This is a genomic window from uncultured Roseibium sp. (genome assembly GCF_947494555.1).
In the GTDB taxonomy this organism is placed as follows: Bacteria; Pseudomonadota; Alphaproteobacteria; order Rhizobiales; family Stappiaceae; genus Roseibium.
In genome coordinates this window covers 1,847,026-1,864,275 of the sequence record NZ_CANLVF010000001.1, presented here as the reverse complement: position 1 = coordinate 1,864,275, position 17,250 = coordinate 1,847,026, and the positions used below count along the sequence as shown (strand labels likewise).

The following is a 17,250-nucleotide window of genomic DNA, read 5'->3' as shown; positions in this document are numbered from 1 at the left end:
TGGCGCGAGTGACGGGGCTCGAACCCGCGACCTCCGGCGTGACAGGCCGGCACTCTAACCAACTGAGCTACACCCGCACATTCACGGTATTTTGCGCCATCCACAAACGACCTGAACGATCATAAGGGAGTGGCGCGAGTGACGGGGCTCGAACCCGCGACCTCCGGCGTGACAGGCCGGCACTCTAACCAACTGAGCTACACCCGCTTCGGACGGCGATTTGGTGTCGCCGTGAAGTGGCGCTGATGTACGGCGGCTAGAGGGCGAAGTCAAGCACCCCATTGCATCCTAATGACGGATTTTAGATCAAGCAGCAGACAACCTGCTTTTTTCGCTTCCAAGTGGCTTGATTTTCAATGTGGAAAACCGGTCACCCGGCAAAGAAATTTCTCGGCGACATCCACGCATTGGAAGCGGGTGGCAGCTCACTCGTCTGACCACTGGTTCGGCATGAGATTTTTCGCATTTCGAAGAAATTCTCAGATCCGGTCTCTATTCCGCAGGAACCAGCCGACTGTCTCTCAGCTGCCCCTCTCTTGCCAGGATAGGCACGCCAACTATTGCGAAAAGGGAATTGATTTCCTTCAGGCTTCTCACGACTTCCATATGCGCATTGCTCGATTCAATGCTTTCCGGCATGCGTGACTTGAGCCGGTCAAGATGCTGTTCGTGGCAAGTCTTTTCAATTTGCCGCATCATGTCCTTTTCAGCGATCAGTTCGCGGGCCGAGGCCACGTCACCTGACACAAGCACGTTGAGAGCAAGTTGCATATTGGCCAGAACACGGTCGTGCATGTTTTCCAGTTCCAGCTGCCCCTCTTTTGAAAAACTGATCCCGCTCTTTTGAAGCCGCAGGGCACGTTCAAGCAGGTTTTTCGAGACAAGATCACCGGCACGTTCCAGGTTGATCGCAAAACTGGCAAGCTCCAGGCTCTGCTCCGCCTCTTCGGAGGTGAGTTTGCCCCGGTTCAATTCAGCAATGTAGAGCTTTATGTCCGAATGGATGACGTTGATGTTCCGGTCCATTTGCTGCAAACGGCGAATTTCCGTAGCGCTGCCGTTTTCCAGCATCATCATGACCGGTCGTGCCATCGCTTCGACCTGTTCCCCCATCCGAAGCAACTCACGTGTTGCACTTGCAAGCGCTAAGCGCGGAACATCAAAAACCCGCTGATCCAAGGCACTCTTGGGAGCGTTGGGCTCGGTTTCACTTGCTGAAGCCTCTTCGGGCAAAATGCGTTCCACGAGCCACGCCATAGGGGATGTCAGCGGCACACACACCAAGACCAACACAAGATTGAAAAGTATATGAACCGCGACGAGTTGCTGCGCAGGCAGGCTGCTGACTTGCTCGAGCGGCAATTGTATCGACGTCACGATCAACAGCGCGGCGATAGCGCCGGCAAATCTGAAAATGAAATTGCCGAGCGGCAAAAGCCTAGCTTTTCGATCCATTCCTCTTGTCAGCCAAAGGGCGACGAAACCAGCTCCGATATTGGCACCAAGAACAAGTGGAATTGCCGCTTCAAGTGGAATAACGGCCTTTTGGGCAAAAGCGGCAACCATCAGTACAGTCGCCACACTTGAGTGCATCAAAAACGCCAGCAGAGCGCCAACTGCAAGTGCGGTGAAGATATCGGAAGCGAGATAGGCAGCAATATGAGGCATGAATTGCGCCTGTTTCAATGGAGTCGTTGATTCTCCAATCATCTGAAGTGAGATCAGAACCAGGGCAATTCCGACCAGAATGCGCCCTGTCTGCTTCACAGTTCGATTTCCAACTTTCAAAAAAAGCCATGCACCGACGGCGAGCAACAATGGGATCAACCAACTGAGGTCGAAAACCAGAAACTGCACGACGAGCGCTGATCCAAGATCCGCACCAAGAAGCACAGCTAGTCCAGCGGTCGTCGTCAAAATTCCGGATAATGCAAACCCGGCCGCCAGCACCGTCACAGCTGTCGCGCTCTGCAGCATGACCGCAACAGTCATTCCAGAAAATACACCAACCACACGACCGGAAGCCGCTCTGCTTATTGAACGTCTCAATGCCGGACCGGTCGAGCGCTCAAATCCGGTCCGAACCATGCGAACCGCATACAGCAACAACATCACGGCACCGGTAATTTGAAGCAGAAACAGAAAGGCCATTTCTCGTAAGTCTATAAATTGTTGATGCTTTTTACTTAGCCGGTAAATTTTATAGACCCAAAAAGCTCCAAACTCAAGAAAAAAGCGCACTCAGTGCAGATTGAGTTATCCCCTTTCGCGCGAAGAAGCCGGTTCTGAATTGACCACGACGATTGAGTGAAGATGCAGTCAACAGTCGGCTCAAGACCGGAACTGGAGCACAGCGTTCAGATTGTGGAAAAATTGCTCGTGAACCGGCTGGAGGAAATTGCCCGCGTTGAACAAGCGCGGTTGGTGCGCAATTAACCTGCGGAGGAAAACGACCGGAATTGACAAGGAGAATGGTGGGCGATGAGAGACTCGAACTCCCGACATCTTCGGTGTAAACGAAGCGCTCTACCAACTGAGCTAATCGCCCTCAACGAGGTGAGACGCCTTTTAGGGGCTCCGCTCTGGCTTGGCAAGACCTAAATTCCACAATCTCACTGTTCGTCGCTGCTTGTGGATGAGCATCGCTTCAACATGCTTGCCGAGCTTCCTTTGGACACATCAAACCGAAGCATTTTGCCAGAAGTTTGCCGTTCAATTGACACTCCTCCACTTTGACAATCAGGTCTTCCGATCATCGAGAGCAAAACAATCCAAACAGCGGAGCTGACGCATTTCAGCCGTCTGTCGTTGTTTCAGCTGTTCGTTCACCTCTGCAGCAGAGACGAGAGGGAATCGTTTCTAGAGAGAACTGGAAAACTCTGCAGTGGCAAAAGAAAAAGCCCCGCTTCTGACAACCAGAAACGGGGCTTTCGAGACGACTGGTCTCGAGCGCATGCAATTATGCGTTCACAGCGTCTTTCAGGCCTTTACCAGCCTTGAACTTCGGCGTCTTAGAAGCCGGGATCTGGATCGTTTCGCCGGTCCGCGGATTGCGGCCTTCAGTTGCTGCACGAGCGGAAACCGTGAAGTTACCAAAACCAATGATGCGGACTTCGTCGCCGCCTTTCAGCGTTTCTGTGACTGCGTCAAAAGTTGCGTCAACTGCTTCGCCCGCCTGCGCCTTGGTGAGGCCGGTCTTTTCTGCAACAGCTGCGATCAGATCGTTCTTATTCATAGCAGATACCTTTCTAAGAAACGGCAGATTGCCGACGATTCCTGTCAGCGCCGTTGCGCGAAATTCGTGCGAATTGAAACGAAACGCAAGTGGTTTTTTCGCAGAAAACCGCCATTTTGACCGATTATTCAAAAGAAAAGCCCCGGAATCACCGGGGCTCGTCCATTTGTGCAGTGCAAATTAGACTTTAGTGGGCCAGTGCGCCCGACTTTTCCTTGTCCGACTCACCTGCCTTGGCCGCCGCTTCAGCAGCGCTTTCGTCCCACTCAATCGGGTCCGGCAAACGCACAAGAGCGTGTTTCAGCACCTCTTCCATACCGGAAACCGGAATGATCTCGAGCGAGTTCTTGACTGAGTCCGGAATGTCCGCAAGGTCTTTGGCGTTGTCCTCAGGGATCATCACAAGCTTGATGCCGCCACGCAGGGCCGCCAGCAGTTTCTCCTTGAGACCACCGATCGGAAGCACCCTGCCCCGCAGCGTGATCTCGCCCGTCATGGCAACATCCCGGCGAGCCGGAATACCTGTCATGGTGGAAATCACAGCGGTCGCCATCGCAATACCTGCGGATGGGCCATCCTTGGGCGTTGCGCCTTCCGGAACATGCACGTGAATGTCCTTCTTGTCGAATTTCGGGGGCTCAATCCCGAAATCGACCGCCCGCGAGCGGACATAAGACGCAGCCGCGGAAATGGACTCCTTCATCACATCCTTCAGGTTGCCGGTGACGGTCATTTTGCCTTTGCCCGGCATCATCACGCCCTCGATCGTCAGCAGCTCGCCGCCAACTTCCGTCCAGGCAAGGCCAGTCACGACACCGACCTGGTCCTCAAGCTCAGCCTCGCCGTAACGATAACGCGGAACGCCGAGGTACTCTTCGACGACTTCAGGAGTGACTGTGATGCTTTCCTTATCGCTCATGAGGATGTCCTTGACCGCCTTACGGGCAAGGGTCGCCATTTCACGCTCAAGGTTACGCACACCTGCTTCACGCGTATATCGCCGGACAACGAACTGAAGCGCGTCGTCCTGGATTGTGAACTCGCCTTCGCGCAGACCATGATCTTTTTCGGCTTTCAGAATAAGGTGACGGCGGCAGATCTCAACCTTCTCCTCTTCTGTGTAGCCTGCGATGCGGATGATCTCCATACGGTCCATCAATGGACTGGGAATGTTCAGTGTGTTTGCCGTGGTCACGAACATTACGTCCGAAAGGTCGTATTCAACCTCCAGGTAGTGATCCATGAACGAGGAGTTCTGTTCAGGATCAAGTACCTCCAGCAACGCAGATGAAGGATCACCGCGGAAATCCATTCCCATCTTGTCGATCTCATCGAGCAGGAAGAGAGGATTGGACTTCTTCGCCTTTTTCATCGACTGGATAACTTTGCCGGGCATAGAGCCGATATAGGTGCGCCGGTGACCGCGTATTTCGGCCTCGTCCCGTACGCCGCCCAAAGACATGCGAACGAACTCACGCCCGGTCGCCTTGGCGATCGACTTTCCAAGCGACGTCTTACCGACACCTGGAGGACCTACCAGACAAAGGATCGGACCACGAAGCTTGTTGGCGCGGCTCTGGACCGCCAGATACTCGACGATACGTTCCTTGACCTTGTCGAGACCATAGTGATCCGTATCAAGTACCTTTTCCGCAAGCGCAAGATCGTGCTTCACCTTGGATTTCTTGTTCCACGGAATACCGATCAGCCAGTCCAGATAGTTGCGAACAACAGTCGCTTCGGCGGACATCGGGCTCATCTGCTTGAGCTTCTTGATCTCGGCTGCGGCGCGCTCGCGTGCTTCCTTGGTCAGCTTCGTCTTTTTGATTTTTTCTTCAAGTTCCGCAACTTCATCGCGTCCATCTTCGCTGTCGCCGAGTTCTTTCTGAATGGCCTTCATCTGCTCATTCAGATAATACTCGCGCTGGGTCTTCTCCATTTGGCGCTTTACGCGCGAGCGGATCCGTTTTTCGACCTGAAGTACGGAGATCTCGCTTTCCATCATGCCGAGCACGCGCTCGAGCCGTTCGGAAACGGAGACGACACCCAGAATTTCCTGCTTTTCCGGAATCTTAATCGCCAGGTGCGACGCAATCGTATCGGCGAGCTTGGAATAATCGTCGATCTGGTTGACCGCGCCAAGAACTTCCGGCGACACTTTTTTGTTCAGCTTCACGTAGTTTTCGAATTCGGAAACAACCGAGCGAGCGAGAGCCTCGACCTCGATATTTTCGCCGTCGCGCTCTGGCAGCACAGTCGCCGACGCTTCAAAATAGTCAGACCTGTCAGAATACTGGCCTATTTGCGCGCGTGCGCCCCCTTCAACCAGCACCTTCACGGTATTGTCGGGTAATTTCAGCAGCTGAAGAACAGTCGCAAGTGTTCCGACGTTGTAGATCTGGTCCGGATTCGGATCGTCGTCCGCAGCATTCATCTGAGTCGCCAGAAGAATGTGCTTGTCGGTGGTCATCACCTCTTCCAGCGCCTTGATCGACTTTTCGCGACCGACAAATAACGGCACGATCATGTGAGGGAAGACGACAATGTCGCGCAGGGGCAGGACTGGATAGACAGCAGTGCTGTCCGGATCTGTGGCGCGGATTTCTGCGTCGCTCATTATATTTCCTTTCTCGGCGTGTCCCGGCCCCATTGAAAAAAGCAACCAGAACACTGGAAAACGGCTTTCGGGCACTCTCCCGACAGGCCGAGCCACTGCACCCCGACTGGGCGCGCATATGGTTCGCACGAGCCGTCCGTTAGCCCTATTAGGTGGACACCTCCACTGCCGGTGTCAAGGCAATCTGGTGTTGCAAACAGGTCTCGTCTGTTGACGACTCGCACCGCCGGTGGAAAACGCGGCGCCATCACACAAGTAGATACAAAAAACAAAATGCCGCTCGTTAAGAGCGGCATTTATTCACTTATTTCGCGAAGTGCAAGATCGTTTGTTAGGCGCTTGTCGCCGAGGTCTCTTCACGGTCCTCGTAAATATAGAGCGGCCGCGCCTCGCCTTTCACGACTTCCGGCGAAATGACGACCTCTTTCACACCCTTGAGACCCGGAAGTTCATACATGGTGTCGAGAAGAATCGATTCCAGAATGGACCTCAAACCGCGGGCACCGGTCTTGCGCTCTATCGCCTTGCGGGCAATCGCTTTCAGCGCTTCGTCGTGGAAGGCAAGCTCGACCTGCTCCATCTCGAACAGACGCTGATACTGCTTCACCAGAGCGTTTTTCGGCTCGGTCAGAATGGTCACAAGCGCATCTTCGTCGAGATCTTCCAGCGTCGCGATTACCGGAAGGCGGCCGACGAACTCCGGAATGAGACCGAATTTAAGCAGATCTTCCGGCTCGAGTTCTGCAAACAGCTCGCCGATGCGCCGGTCTTCAGGGGCATGTACCTGCGCCTGGAAACCGATCGAGGTCTGTGTGCCGCGATCGGAAATGATTTTGTCGAGACCCGCGAAAGCACCGCCGCAGATAAACAGGATGTTTGTCGTGTCGACCTGCAGGAATTCCTGTTGCGGATGTTTGCGGCCGCCTTGCGGTGGAACGGACGCGACAGTTCCCTCCATGATCTTCAGGAGCGCCTGCTGCACGCCTTCACCGGATACATCCCGGGTGATCGAAGGGTTGTCCGCCTTGCGGCTGATCTTGTCGACCTCATCGATATAAACGATGCCGCGCTGTGCGCGTTCGACGTTATAATCGGCCGATTGAAGCAGTTTCAGGATGATGTTCTCGACATCTTCACCAACATAGCCTGCTTCGGTCAGTGTTGTCGCGTCGGCCATTGTGAACGGCACATCGAGGATGCGCGCCAGCGTCTGGGCAAGAAGTGTCTTGCCACAGCCTGTTGGACCGACCAGAAGAATGTTGGACTTCGCCAGCTCCACATCGTTGTTTTTCGACGCGTGGTTGAGGCGTTTGTAGTGGTTGTGAACGGCGACCGACAGAACCTTCTTAGCGCTGCCCTGCCCGATCACATAATCATCGAGAACGTCGCGAATTTCCTGAGGGGTCGGGATCCCGTCCCGTGACTTCACCAGCGAGGATTTGTTTTCCTCACGGATGATATCCATGCACAGCTCGACACATTCATCGCAAATGAAAACAGTCGGGCCGGCGATCAGCTTGCGAACCTCGTGCTGGCTCTTGCCGCAGAAGGAGCAGTAGAGCGTATTCTTGGAATCGCTGCCGCTGGCCTTGGTCATGTAGTCAACCTCGCGTTTATGGGGACTTCCCCCTTATCTTTCCCGTTTCGGTCAAAGTATGACCGATCCGGCAATGAAGACGCCGAACGGCGCTGCTTCGTAATATAAGTCATCATGCTTCACCATTAAAAATCAATATAGGTTTAAGGCGAAGATGAAAACCCGGCATCAATTGGGGAAAATCCGGTCTTTTGGAAGGAAATTTCAACCTTCCTTAAGACCGGGTAACTCCCGTCAACCTTCGCCTTCGGCGCCCAGAGACGTCCGGTCGGTGATCACATTGTCGACGATCCCGAATTCTTTAGCCTTTTCAGCGGTCATGAAGTTGTCACGCTCCAACGCCTCTTCAACCTGATCGAGGCTCTGGCCCGTGTGCTTCACATAGATTTCATTAAGCCGGTGCTTCATCGCCAGAATTTCCTGTGCATGAAGCATGATATCGGCCGCCTGCCCACGGAAACCGCCGGACGGCTGATGCACCATCACCCGCGCATTCGGCAGGATGAAGCGCATGTCCTTCTGTCCGGCCGCCAGCAGAAGCGATCCCATCGAAGCCGCCTGACCGATGCAAAGCGTCGACACGGCCGGCCGGATAAACTGCATCGTGTCGTAGATCGCAAGCCCCGATGTGACGAGCCCGCCGGGCGAGTTGATGTAGATTGCGATTTCCTTGGACGGGTTGTCCGCTTCCAGATAAAGAAGCTGTGCGCTTACCAGGGTTGCCATGTGATCCTCGACCGGTCCGGTCAGGAAAATGATGCGCTCCTTCAGCAGGCGCGAGAAGATATCGAAGGCCCTCTCACCGCGATTCGTCTGTTCGACGACCATCGGCACGAGAGTGTTCATGTAGATATCGACAGGATCCTTCATACCTCATCCATAATCTTGAGATGTTGCCCGCAGACAGCGGGCAGGACACAGACCCATTGAGCGCATCGATCTAGGGCCTGACTCGAAAAAAGCGACAACCCGTATATATGGGATGTCGCCCTCAACGCAAAGTCATGACAGATGCGGCGTGAAGGCAAGGTTAAAGCCTTGGCCGCATCTGGGGATAACAGGGTCTACGCTCAGGCGTCGTCCTCATCATCCGCTACCAGCTTTTCCAACTCTTCCTTGGTGACTGTCTTGTCGTTCACCTTGGCGAGTTCAAGCATGAAGTCGACCACTTTCTCTTCGTAGATCGGAGCGCGCAGGGACGCGAGCGCCTGCTGGTTGTTCTTATAATATTCGAACACTTGCTGCTCCTGTCCCGGGAACTGGCGAACACGGTCGTAAAGCGCGCGCTGCAATTCCTCGTCGGTGACCTGGATGTCGTTCTTCTCGCCGATTTCGGACAGAACCAGACCGAGCCGCACGCGGCGTTCCGCGATCTTGCGGTATTCCGCCTTCGCCTCTTCTTCCGTCGTGTCTTCGTCCTCAAAGGTCTTTTCGTTGCGCTTCATGTCTTCTTCGACCTGGCGCCAGACAACCTCGAATTCCGAATCAAGAAGCTTTTCCGGAAGATCAAACGAGTAGTGCTCGTCGAGCTTGTCTAGAAGCTGACGCTTCACGCGCTGACGGGTCATCTGGCCAAACTGGCTTTCGATCTGGCCGCGGACGATTTCCTTCAGCTTGTCGAGCGACTCAAGACCAAGGCCCTTCGCGAACTCATCGTCGAGCGTCGCTTCACCCGGAGCAGCCACTTCCTTGACTTCAACATCGAAGGTTGCTGCCTTGCCTGCAAGATGCGCAGCCGGATAATCGTCGGGGAAAGTCACTTCAACGACTTTCTCATCACCTGCTTTTAGACCGATGAGCTGGTCCTCGAAGCCCGGAATGAACTGCCCGGAGCCCAGCACCAGCTGACCGTTTTCGTCAGCCCCGCCTTCGAACGGCTCGCCGTCAACCTTGCCGAGATAGGACATGGTCACACGGTCACCATCTTCAGCCGCACCGTCCTTGGTATCGAAGGGTGTGTTGTTCTTGGCAATGTCGGCGACCTGCGTGTCGACCTCTTCGTCGGCGATCTCGACAACCGGACGCTCGATTTCAAATCCGGCGAAATCCACGATCTCGAATTCCGGAAGAACGTCATAGGTCATCTTAAAGGAAAGATCGGCATCGCCTGCCAGGATTTTTTCAGCATCTTCGTCCGGTAGATCGACTTCAGGCGTAAGAGCCGGGCGCTCGGAGCGCTCTTCCACGGCCTTCTGGGAGGTCTCCTGGATCGTGTTCGACAGGATTTCCGCCATCGCCTGACGGCCGTACATTTTCTTCAGATGCGCAACAGGCACCTTGCCCGGGCGAAAGCCCTTGATGTTGGCCTTGGATTTCATGTCGGCCATGTATTCTTCGAGCTTGGTGGCAAGATCACCGGCCGGAATATCGATTTTGAGCTCTCGCTTGAGGCCCTCGGAGAGGGTTTCGGTTACCTGCATGGGTTTTTTGTCCTCGATCCTGAGCGGCAATACGCCCTGGAGGTTTTGTTTTAAATCCCGTGTGCCGCGCCGCTCGCGCTTCCCTTTTTCCGGAAGCCTTCAAAAGCAACGCCTCGACCCAGAGCGGACTCCGGGACGCACGATGGGAGCGCGATAAAGCGTGGGGCTGAAAGTGTCAAGGGTTGAGCGCCCTGGATACGGGGAATCGGAATGGATTGGTGCAAGAAATTCAGGTACGGACGGCGTGATCCCTGCGATGTAACCAATGATATCTCACTCAGCTCTTCGGTGACACAGTTTCGATTTGCCGTTTCTTTGGAATAGCTCACGACTTGGGCAGGTGTATCTCCACAGCTCCCGGTGCACGCACAATGCAGCAGAAATTGCATTTCATTGGCCCATTCACCTGACCACCGGTCAGCTGACAAAATTGATACACTTTAATCCCCTGCCGGAAACGGCCCTGATACATTGCGCCTCGATATTCTCCGCAATCGCCCAACCGACTGCCGGGCGACGTGATTCCTGCAGGAGAATGGATATGAAAAAAATTTTATCGGCTGCCATTGCAGCGCTCATCATTTCAACAAGCACCGCACTCGCGGCTCCAGTCAGTGTGACATTCGCGAGCAACGGTCCGCTCCCCTACTCCGAAAACGGCTTTTTGTTCGAAGGCAAGCCGGGTGACACCGTGACTGACAGCGTTCTCAATCCCATTCCGTTTGATGTCGGAGATACCGTTGAGATTACAAGAAGCGGCGAAAGTTTCAGGTTTGTCTCTTTCGAGATCTATCGCCACAACTCGCTGCATTCCGCTTTCGACCTTCTCGGATTTCTGGGCGGCATGGAAGTCGTCGACTATGGAAACTTCGCGTTGGGCGGCGGAGAGTTTTTCCAGACGATCAACGCTGGCTCGAACGCCCTGATCGACGAGTTGCGGATGGTTGGCACCGACCTGCGCGGTGGCGGACTTGCCATCAACACATTCAGCTTTGACGTTGACAGAGGCCCCGTACCGGTGCCTGTGCCTGCCGCCTTGCCACTCCTTGCCTGTGGCCTGGGCGTCCTTGGTTTCGCCGGCTGGCGCCGCCGCAACGCCTCCTGAGTCAGAGACATTCGAAGAAAAAACCCAAAGCGGCCTACTGGCCGCTTTTTGCTTGTCCTTGAGACAATTTTTTCACGTATTTCAATGGCAAAATTTGCGATTTGAAATTACACGAAATGACCGCATAACCTCCTGACTTATAATGGATTTTTTTACGCGACTTGAAGGCCATGAACTGACCGTCTCATGATTTGGAATGCTCAGTTTCCCCATGCTCGTTGCAACAGAACCGCGACCAGCTCTTCTGACTGGCTGACCCGATATGGTTTGCAAGCCCCTTATCCAGATTAATTAGTCAGAGTTGGCAGCACTGAACCCGGTCGTCGTTTTAAGCGCGTCAATACAATCGATACATTTGAAGAAATCAAACTGAAAAGTTTGGCACCTACATCTCATTCCAATAGCGATTGATGTCTTTTTTCCGGCTGACACCGGCACCTAATTTTATTGGATGTGATTCATGTCGAACGGTAGCGAAAATTCGGTCAGGGCCGCCATCAGAGAGTGCCGCTCGCTGTTCTGGACCGCGTTCTGGTTCGGCCTGTTCATCAATCTCATGATTTTGGCCGTTCCGCTCTTTTCGCTTCAGGTCCTGGATCGGGTTTTGTCGTCCGGTTCATTCGAAACGCTTTCAATGCTCCTGATCGCCGCCGGAATTGCGCTTGTATTCATGGGCATCATGCGTGGTCTGCGCGCAATGATATTCACGCATCTGAGCAGGTGGCTGGATGACCGCCTGTCAGGCGATATCCTGGAGAAAACCGTCAGGCTTTCGCTTCAAAGCTCAAAATTTGGCAGTCAGCCGCTGCGAGATCTCGGCACGGTCAGGAACTTCATTTCGTCTCCCCACCTGACCAATCTGTTCGATGCCCCCTGGTCGATCATCTATTTCATAGCAATCTATTTCATCGACATAAGGCTGGGGCTTACCGTCACGGTGGGGGCGATCGCGCTTTTCTTGCTGGCGATCATTGCTGAAAGGCTGCCTGCCGGGTCCCTGAGCGCGGCGAATGACGAACAGGTCAAGGCAATGCAGTCGCTCGACAGCATCCTGCGCAACGCTGAAGTTGTTAAGGCAATGGGCCTCCTCACCCACGCAAGCGGCAAATGGCGGAACCTCAATCAGAATCATCTGCAACACTCGTTTGTCGCAAGCAACATCGCGACTGTCATTTCTCAACTGACCCGCGTGTTGCGGCTTTCGATGCAGGTCATCGTCGTTTTTTTCGGTGCGATACTCGCGATAAACAACGAGATCTCACCGGGCAGCATAATTGCGGTAGCCATCTTGACAGGCCGCGCCCTGTCCACATTCGACGCCGCCGCGCCGATGTACAAAAGCCTGGTTGGTCTGCGCAAAGCGCTGAAAAGGCTGCTTTCGCTCGACGAAATGACGAAATCGGCCAATCAAACAATCAGGATGCCGGAGCCAAAAGGACGCGTGAGCCTTGAAGGCGTGTCATTTATCTCAAGCGCAAACGAGCGAAAAATTCTGAACACCGTTGATATTGACATCCAACCGGGTGAAGCCGTCGGGGTGATCGGTCCGAGCGGTTCCGGAAAAACCACCATGGCACGTCTGCTGGTCGGTGTTCTGACACCGACAACCGGAGCCGTTCGCCTGGACGGCGCGGTTCTGGACCAATGGGACCCGCACCAGCTCGGCGAAACCATAGGCTATCTGCCGCAGGACGTTGAACTGTTTGAAGGAACAATTGCCGAAAACATTGCGCGCCTCGATCCTGAGGCCGACGATCTGGCCGTCATTGAGGCCGCGCGAAATGCAATGGTCCACGAAACCATCCTGAGTTTCCCGCAAGGCTACCACACGCAAATCGGCACAAACGGCTCTCTTCTTTCCGCAGGGCAGCGCCAGCGTGTCGCGCTTGCGCGATGCTTCTACGGCAATCCCAAACTCATGGTTATGGATGAACCGAATTCCAACCTGGATGGCGAGGGAGAAAGTTCGTTCGTCAAGGCGATAGATCGGGCCAAAGATCTCGGAATCACAAGCATTACCATCGCCCACAGGCAAAGCGTGCTTCAAAGCGTCGACCGCGTTCTCGTTCTTGAAGGTGGAGAAATAAGCCTGTTCGGACCGACACGCGAGGTGATGGAACAGCTTGCGGAAAACGACGACAAGGTCCGGATGATCCACAACCTGAAAATGAAAGCGTGAAGCGATGCGACTGGCCAACCACACCAATTCAAGTTCCCGCCGCGTTTTCCGCTACGACTACCGGACGGCCGGCATCGGCCCATCACGTTGGGGCCTCTTTGTCATGATCCCCTTTCTGCTGCTGCTCGCGGCCTGGGCAAGTTATGCTCCTTTGAGCGCGGCAGCCATCGCGGATGGCTCTGTTGTGCTGGATCACGACCGCAAGACGGTTCAGCATCTTGAAGGTGGCATCATTGAAGAGGTTTTCATTGCCGAAGGTGAAGCGGTAAAGCGCGGCCAGTCGCTCCTGGTCCTGCGCGACATCAAACAGCGAGCAAAGTTGGATGCCATCAAGTTTCAGCTTGTGAGCGCGCGTGCCTTGAGAAGCCGCCTTATTGCGGAACGCAATGAGACCGATGAACTGGATTTTTCTTCGCTTGGCGAGGGCGTCAACCTGCCGGAAGCTGCGTTTTCGTCCGTACAACAATCGCAAACCAGGTTGTTCAAGAGCCGCGCTAAAGCTGTACAAACCAAAATCAGCCTGGTTGAGGCCAATAAGTCGGCAATCGCCAAACAGATTGACGGGCTCAACCACCAGATTATTTCCGCCCGCACTCGACTGGACCTTTTCGCCGCGGAACGCGAAGCCGTTTTGCCGCTTCACAAGAAGAAGCTCACGACCAACAACCGCCTGATGGAACTCAACCGCAACGCCGCCCGGCTGGAGGGCGAAATCGGTATGCTGACAGCAAGCATCGGTAAGCTTGAACGGGAGATCTTGGCCGCTGACATAGAGATCATCGATCTGAGAACCGAAGTTCGAAACAAAATTCTTGAGGAATTGCAAAAAGTTACGCTGCGCATTCAGGATCTCGAACACCGGATGACGGCAACGAAAGACCTGCTGGCCAGGACAATCATTCGCGCGCCATCGAACGGGATCGTCCTAGACCTTCAGGTGCAAAGCAGTGGCGCGGTTGTCGGTCCGGGTCAGCGGCTCCTTGAAATTGTCCCCGAAGAAGACCGGCTTATTGTCGAAGCACGCCTGAAGCCAAACGATATCGATCTGGTGACTACCGGAACACCGGCCAAGGTGCTGTTGTCGGCCTACAAGGCGAAAAAAATTCCGAAGCTGGACGGCACCGTTCTTAGCGTCTCGGCAGATGTCATTGCCGACCCGTCAACTGGCGAGCGTTACTTCAAGGCACGGGTTCTCGTCAGCGACAAGATGCTCGACGAACTCACGGCCGAAATTGCACTGCATCCCGGCATGCAGGCCCAGGTATTTTTCATCGCGGGCGAGCGTACCGTCGCAGATTATTTGCTGTCGCCGATTACGGATGCCACTTACCGCGCGTTCCGTGAGGACTAGTGCCGCGCCCAGTTGGGTGAACAAGCCCATCCATTCGTAAATCAGACAGAAACTCACCCTGGCCGGAGACCTGACCCAACATGTCGAATGCGCTCCCAGTTCTGCGAAAACACCCGGAACTTGATGGAAAAAAGTTCCTTGTTGGCATCGGTGCATCCAAATGCGGCACGAGTTGGCTTTACCGCTATCTGCAGTCCTTGCCGGAAGTGACCGTATCCCCGCTCAAGGAAGTCCACTTCTTCGATCGGAAACATTCAAAATATGCCGTTGAACCGATAGACACGATGTCACTGAGACGGGTTGAACAGTATCTCGGTGCAAATGTTGATCTGGTCAAACAGCTGGAAAGGAACCCTCATTTTCAGGCGAGCATCGATCGCTTGCAGATGATGTACGACGACAATGCGTATTTGAGCCATTTTGCCAGGATCTGTGAAGACACAACAAAAACGCTCGTGGACATTACGCCCGCTTATGCGGTGATCGGCGAGAGCGGCTTCAGGGAAATGCAGCATTATTGCAATTCGCAGAACGCATTACTGAACATCGTGTTCATCATGCGCGATCCGGTTGACCGTCTCTGGTCTCAGTTGCGCCACACGCAGCAAAGAAACCCGGACGTGGACGTCGCGAAAGAATGGTCTGACATGATTTGCGACCAGGCGATCATCAAGCGCGCCGACTACCGCGCAACCATCGAAGCGCTGGATGAGGTTTTTCCTCAATATCAGGTCAGCTATCTGTTTTACGAGAACCTCTTTTCCGAGGAAACGCACCGCGACATCTGCAGGATCGCGGATGCGGAATTCAAAGCAGCCGACACCGATACAAGACACAACGAAACGACTGTGAAACTGCCCGTCTCTGAAGAAATTCTTGAGCGATTCCGCGAACTCCTTGAGCCTCAATACCACTATTGCAAACAGCGATTTGGTGACGCGCTCCCATCGGCCTGGTCAGGCTGATTTCACGTTTCCGAAAAGTCAGTTCAGCATACTTGGCTCACCCTCAGATTGAGAACATATCAAGAACTAAGGGAACTCAGCAGCTGCGGTACGAACACGCAATCCAGCTGAAAAAATTGAGACAATTCAATCCCGTTGCAGACAAGGGATTGATACATTGCCTCCCCATATTCACTTCAGTCGACGGCGACACTGCCGGACGACTTAATTTAAAAATTGGAGTTTTGTAATGATTGAAGATGCATCCTGGTTGTCATTCGAGATTATGACATTCGAAGACGACGCTGATACGGCGACATTTTCCGGTGACAGCTATGAGGTCGCAACGGACAATGACCGTGGCACACAAACGCTTGCAACTGACAAGGTTTCAGAAGCTGACAAGCGTGCTGCAAAGCGTCGCTAAGCCATATTTTTAAGGCATTTGACAGCAGGTGGCAGCACCCAGGTCCTGCCACCGGCCTTTTCAACCCGAAACAGCGGGACTGCAAATAATTGCGGATAAGTTGGATCGGCTCTGCCAAGACCACAAGCAATCCCGGGACAATAAACAGCCTAGATGGCTCGTTCGCAGCGCGAGAACATATCAGGAACAACACTAACCAAGCCGCTAGGGTACAAACACGCAATCCGGTTGAAAAAATTGAGACAATTCAATCACGTTGCAGACAAGGGATTGATACATTGCCTCCCCATATTCACTTCAGTCGACGGCGACACTGCCGAACGACTTAATTTAAAAATTGGAGTTTTGAAATGGTTGAAGACGGATTTTTTATTGATGCTACTTTTGTCGACTACGGCGACAGCAACGCTGATACGACGACATTTTCCGGTGACAGCTATGAGGTCGCTACCGATAACGACCGTGGCACGCAGACAATCGCAACCGACAAAGCTTCGGATGCGGATAAGCGTGGTGCAAAGCGCCGCTAAGCCCTGTTTTTAAGGCATTTGACAGCAGGTGGCAGCACCAAGGTTCTGCCACCGGCCTTTCTCTCCAAAACTGCCTGGTTGCAAGTGATTGCAGTCATGGTTGGTTCGCGTGAGCCAAGGCCAAAAGCAATCCAGGGACAACAAACAACCCTTGAGAGCTTACCCCTTGCAGGTATTTTACAAGCTGAATTCGGACCGCACTGCACACATACATGCAACTCAATTTAAATTATCTATTTTTTTGATATTTAATTCTATTAAGTGCTTTCAAACCGCGTGGGCGTAAATCACCAACCCCCGGTGCAAAAGAACGAGCGCAAGGCGCTCTCAATCTTTTGACTTTACGCCCATGCTGCAGTGCGGTATCGATGTGATGTTTGTGTTACCTGCAAACCCGGGAGGTCCTGTGATCTCACCGCCGCATTGTTCGCAGGACCTCCTATTTTTTAATGTTTGACGACCGATCTAACACTTTGACCAGTCCGCAGCGGCGGTATCACGATCACAAGGCAATAGACGATTTCTTTCAATCACTTCATTACGCGCAAGGCGCTGAAATTATAGGAATTTTTCGCCACTTGAGCCGGAACATCATACCCATTCGCATGGCGAAGATGAGCGCTTGCTAATTAACGAAGTCGCTGCACAGCCGTTTCAATCGCTTCCGCCAATCCAGGACAGACAAGCAGTAAATTCCAGCCAACGTGTTGGAGTGTTTTAGAAGCGTCGACACGCCGAGCCAAATATTCGCTCCGGCAGCGGAAAGCTGGTCAAACTTAATTCTTCTAAAAATTGGTGCGGATGGAGGGACTTGAGTTGGGATTAGTGCTTATATTTTTCAGATA

General features: G+C 53.6%; 12 protein-coding genes and 3 tRNA genes. 6 read left to right on the top strand and 9 right to left on the bottom strand.

What is annotated here, in order from left to right; all coding sequences use genetic code 11:
• From Q0915_RS08615 to tig, 9 genes are all read right to left on the bottom strand, one after another.
• A tRNA-Asp gene (locus tag Q0915_RS08615) sits at nt 1–77 on the bottom strand.
• A gap of 53 nt (nt 78–130) precedes the next feature.
• Nucleotides 131–207: transfer RNA gene (locus Q0915_RS08610), tRNA-Asp, on the bottom strand.
• Between the two features lie 285 nt (nt 208–492).
• Entirely contained in the window at nt 493–2,112 is a 1,620-nt protein-coding gene (locus Q0915_RS08605) for a Na/Pi cotransporter family protein (RefSeq protein WP_299482166.1), read from the bottom strand.
• 360 nt (nt 2,113–2,472) lie between these two features.
• A tRNA-Val gene (locus tag Q0915_RS08600) sits at nt 2,473–2,548 on the bottom strand.
• Nucleotides 2,549–2,959: 411 nt separating this feature from the next.
• Nucleotides 2,960–3,235, bottom strand: coding sequence for an HU family DNA-binding protein (locus Q0915_RS08595; protein ID WP_299482113.1), 276 nt, complete (start codon nt 3,233–3,235; stop codon nt 2,960–2,962).
• Between the two features lie 187 nt (nt 3,236–3,422).
• Nucleotides 3,423–5,852: an endopeptidase La gene (gene lon / locus Q0915_RS08590; RefSeq protein ID WP_299482110.1), complete on the bottom strand. Its 2,430-nt coding sequence runs from the start codon at nt 5,850–5,852 to the stop codon at nt 3,423–3,425.
• Nucleotides 5,853–6,183: 331 nt separating this feature from the next.
• A complete protein-coding gene (gene clpX / locus Q0915_RS08585) occupies nt 6,184–7,449 on the bottom strand; it encodes an ATP-dependent Clp protease ATP-binding subunit ClpX (RefSeq protein WP_299482107.1) in 1,266 nt (421 codons plus the stop codon).
• A gap of 234 nt (nt 7,450–7,683) precedes the next feature.
• Nucleotides 7,684–8,319, bottom strand: coding sequence for an ATP-dependent Clp protease proteolytic subunit (locus Q0915_RS08580; protein WP_299482103.1), 636 nt, complete (start codon nt 8,317–8,319; stop codon nt 7,684–7,686).
• A 200-nt stretch (nt 8,320–8,519) separates the two neighbouring features.
• Nucleotides 8,520–9,869: a trigger factor gene (gene tig / locus Q0915_RS08575; protein ID WP_299482100.1), complete on the bottom strand. Its 1,350-nt coding sequence runs from the start codon at nt 9,867–9,869 to the stop codon at nt 8,520–8,522.
• Between the two features lie 541 nt (nt 9,870–10,410).
• Here tig and Q0915_RS08570 point away from each other — a divergent pair.
• From Q0915_RS08570 to Q0915_RS08545, 6 genes are all read left to right on the top strand, one after another.
• Nucleotides 10,411–10,974 carry a hypothetical protein gene (locus Q0915_RS08570; protein ID WP_299482097.1) on the top strand — a complete coding sequence of 188 codons (564 nt, stop codon included), beginning with the start codon at nt 10,411–10,413 and terminating at the stop codon, nt 10,972–10,974.
• A 460-nt stretch (nt 10,975–11,434) separates the two neighbouring features.
• A complete protein-coding gene (locus tag Q0915_RS08565; protein ID WP_299482094.1) occupies nt 11,435–13,153 on the top strand; it encodes a type I secretion system permease/ATPase in 1,719 nt (572 codons plus the stop codon).
• A gap of 4 nt (nt 13,154–13,157) precedes the next feature.
• Nucleotides 13,158–14,504 carry an HlyD family type I secretion periplasmic adaptor subunit gene (locus tag Q0915_RS08560; RefSeq protein WP_299482091.1) on the top strand — a complete coding sequence of 449 codons (1,347 nt, stop codon included), beginning with the start codon at nt 13,158–13,160 and terminating at the stop codon, nt 14,502–14,504.
• Between the two features lie 80 nt (nt 14,505–14,584).
• The gene (locus tag Q0915_RS08555) at nt 14,585–15,469 is read left to right on the top strand and encodes a sulfotransferase domain-containing protein (RefSeq protein ID WP_299482088.1); all 885 of its coding nucleotides are present in this window, start codon (nt 14,585–14,587) and stop codon (nt 15,467–15,469) included.
• 229 nt (nt 15,470–15,698) lie between these two features.
• Nucleotides 15,699–15,875, top strand: a complete 177-nt coding sequence (locus tag Q0915_RS08550) for a hypothetical protein (RefSeq protein WP_299482085.1) — start codon at nt 15,699–15,701, stop codon at nt 15,873–15,875.
• Nucleotides 15,876–16,225: 350 nt separating this feature from the next.
• Complete coding sequence (locus Q0915_RS08545) at nt 16,226–16,405, top strand: hypothetical protein (RefSeq protein ID WP_299482082.1); 180 nt, start codon at nt 16,226–16,228, stop codon at nt 16,403–16,405.
• Nucleotides 16,406–17,250: the final 845 nt, after the last annotated feature.

Bases quoted from the DNA above. Each gene is read 5' to 3' on its own strand.
- Q0915_RS08605 (WP_299482166.1), bottom strand. From the start codon at position 2,112: ATGTTGTTGCTGTATGCGGTTCGCATGGTTCGGACCGGATTTGAGCGC.
- Q0915_RS08595 (WP_299482113.1), bottom strand. From the start codon at position 3,235: ATGAATAAGAACGATCTGATCGCAGCTGTTGCAGAAAAGACCGGCCTC.
- lon (WP_299482110.1), bottom strand. From the start codon at position 5,852: ATGAGCGACGCAGAAATCCGCGCCACAGATCCGGACAGCACTGCTGTC.
- clpX (WP_299482107.1), bottom strand. From the start codon at position 7,449: ATGACCAAGGCCAGCGGCAGCGATTCCAAGAATACGCTCTACTGCTCC.
- Q0915_RS08580 (WP_299482103.1), bottom strand. From the start codon at position 8,319: ATGAAGGATCCTGTCGATATCTACATGAACACTCTCGTGCCGATGGTC.
- tig (WP_299482100.1), bottom strand. From the start codon at position 9,869: ATGCAGGTAACCGAAACCCTCTCCGAGGGCCTCAAGCGAGAGCTCAAA.
- Q0915_RS08570 (WP_299482097.1), top strand. From the start codon at position 10,411: ATGAAAAAAATTTTATCGGCTGCCATTGCAGCGCTCATCATTTCAACA.
- Q0915_RS08565 (WP_299482094.1), top strand. From the start codon at position 11,435: ATGTCGAACGGTAGCGAAAATTCGGTCAGGGCCGCCATCAGAGAGTGC.
- Q0915_RS08560 (WP_299482091.1), top strand. From the start codon at position 13,158: ATGCGACTGGCCAACCACACCAATTCAAGTTCCCGCCGCGTTTTCCGC.
- Q0915_RS08555 (WP_299482088.1), top strand. From the start codon at position 14,585: ATGTCGAATGCGCTCCCAGTTCTGCGAAAACACCCGGAACTTGATGGA.
- Q0915_RS08550 (WP_299482085.1), top strand. From the start codon at position 15,699: ATGATTGAAGATGCATCCTGGTTGTCATTCGAGATTATGACATTCGAA.
- Q0915_RS08545 (WP_299482082.1), top strand. From the start codon at position 16,226: ATGGTTGAAGACGGATTTTTTATTGATGCTACTTTTGTCGACTACGGC.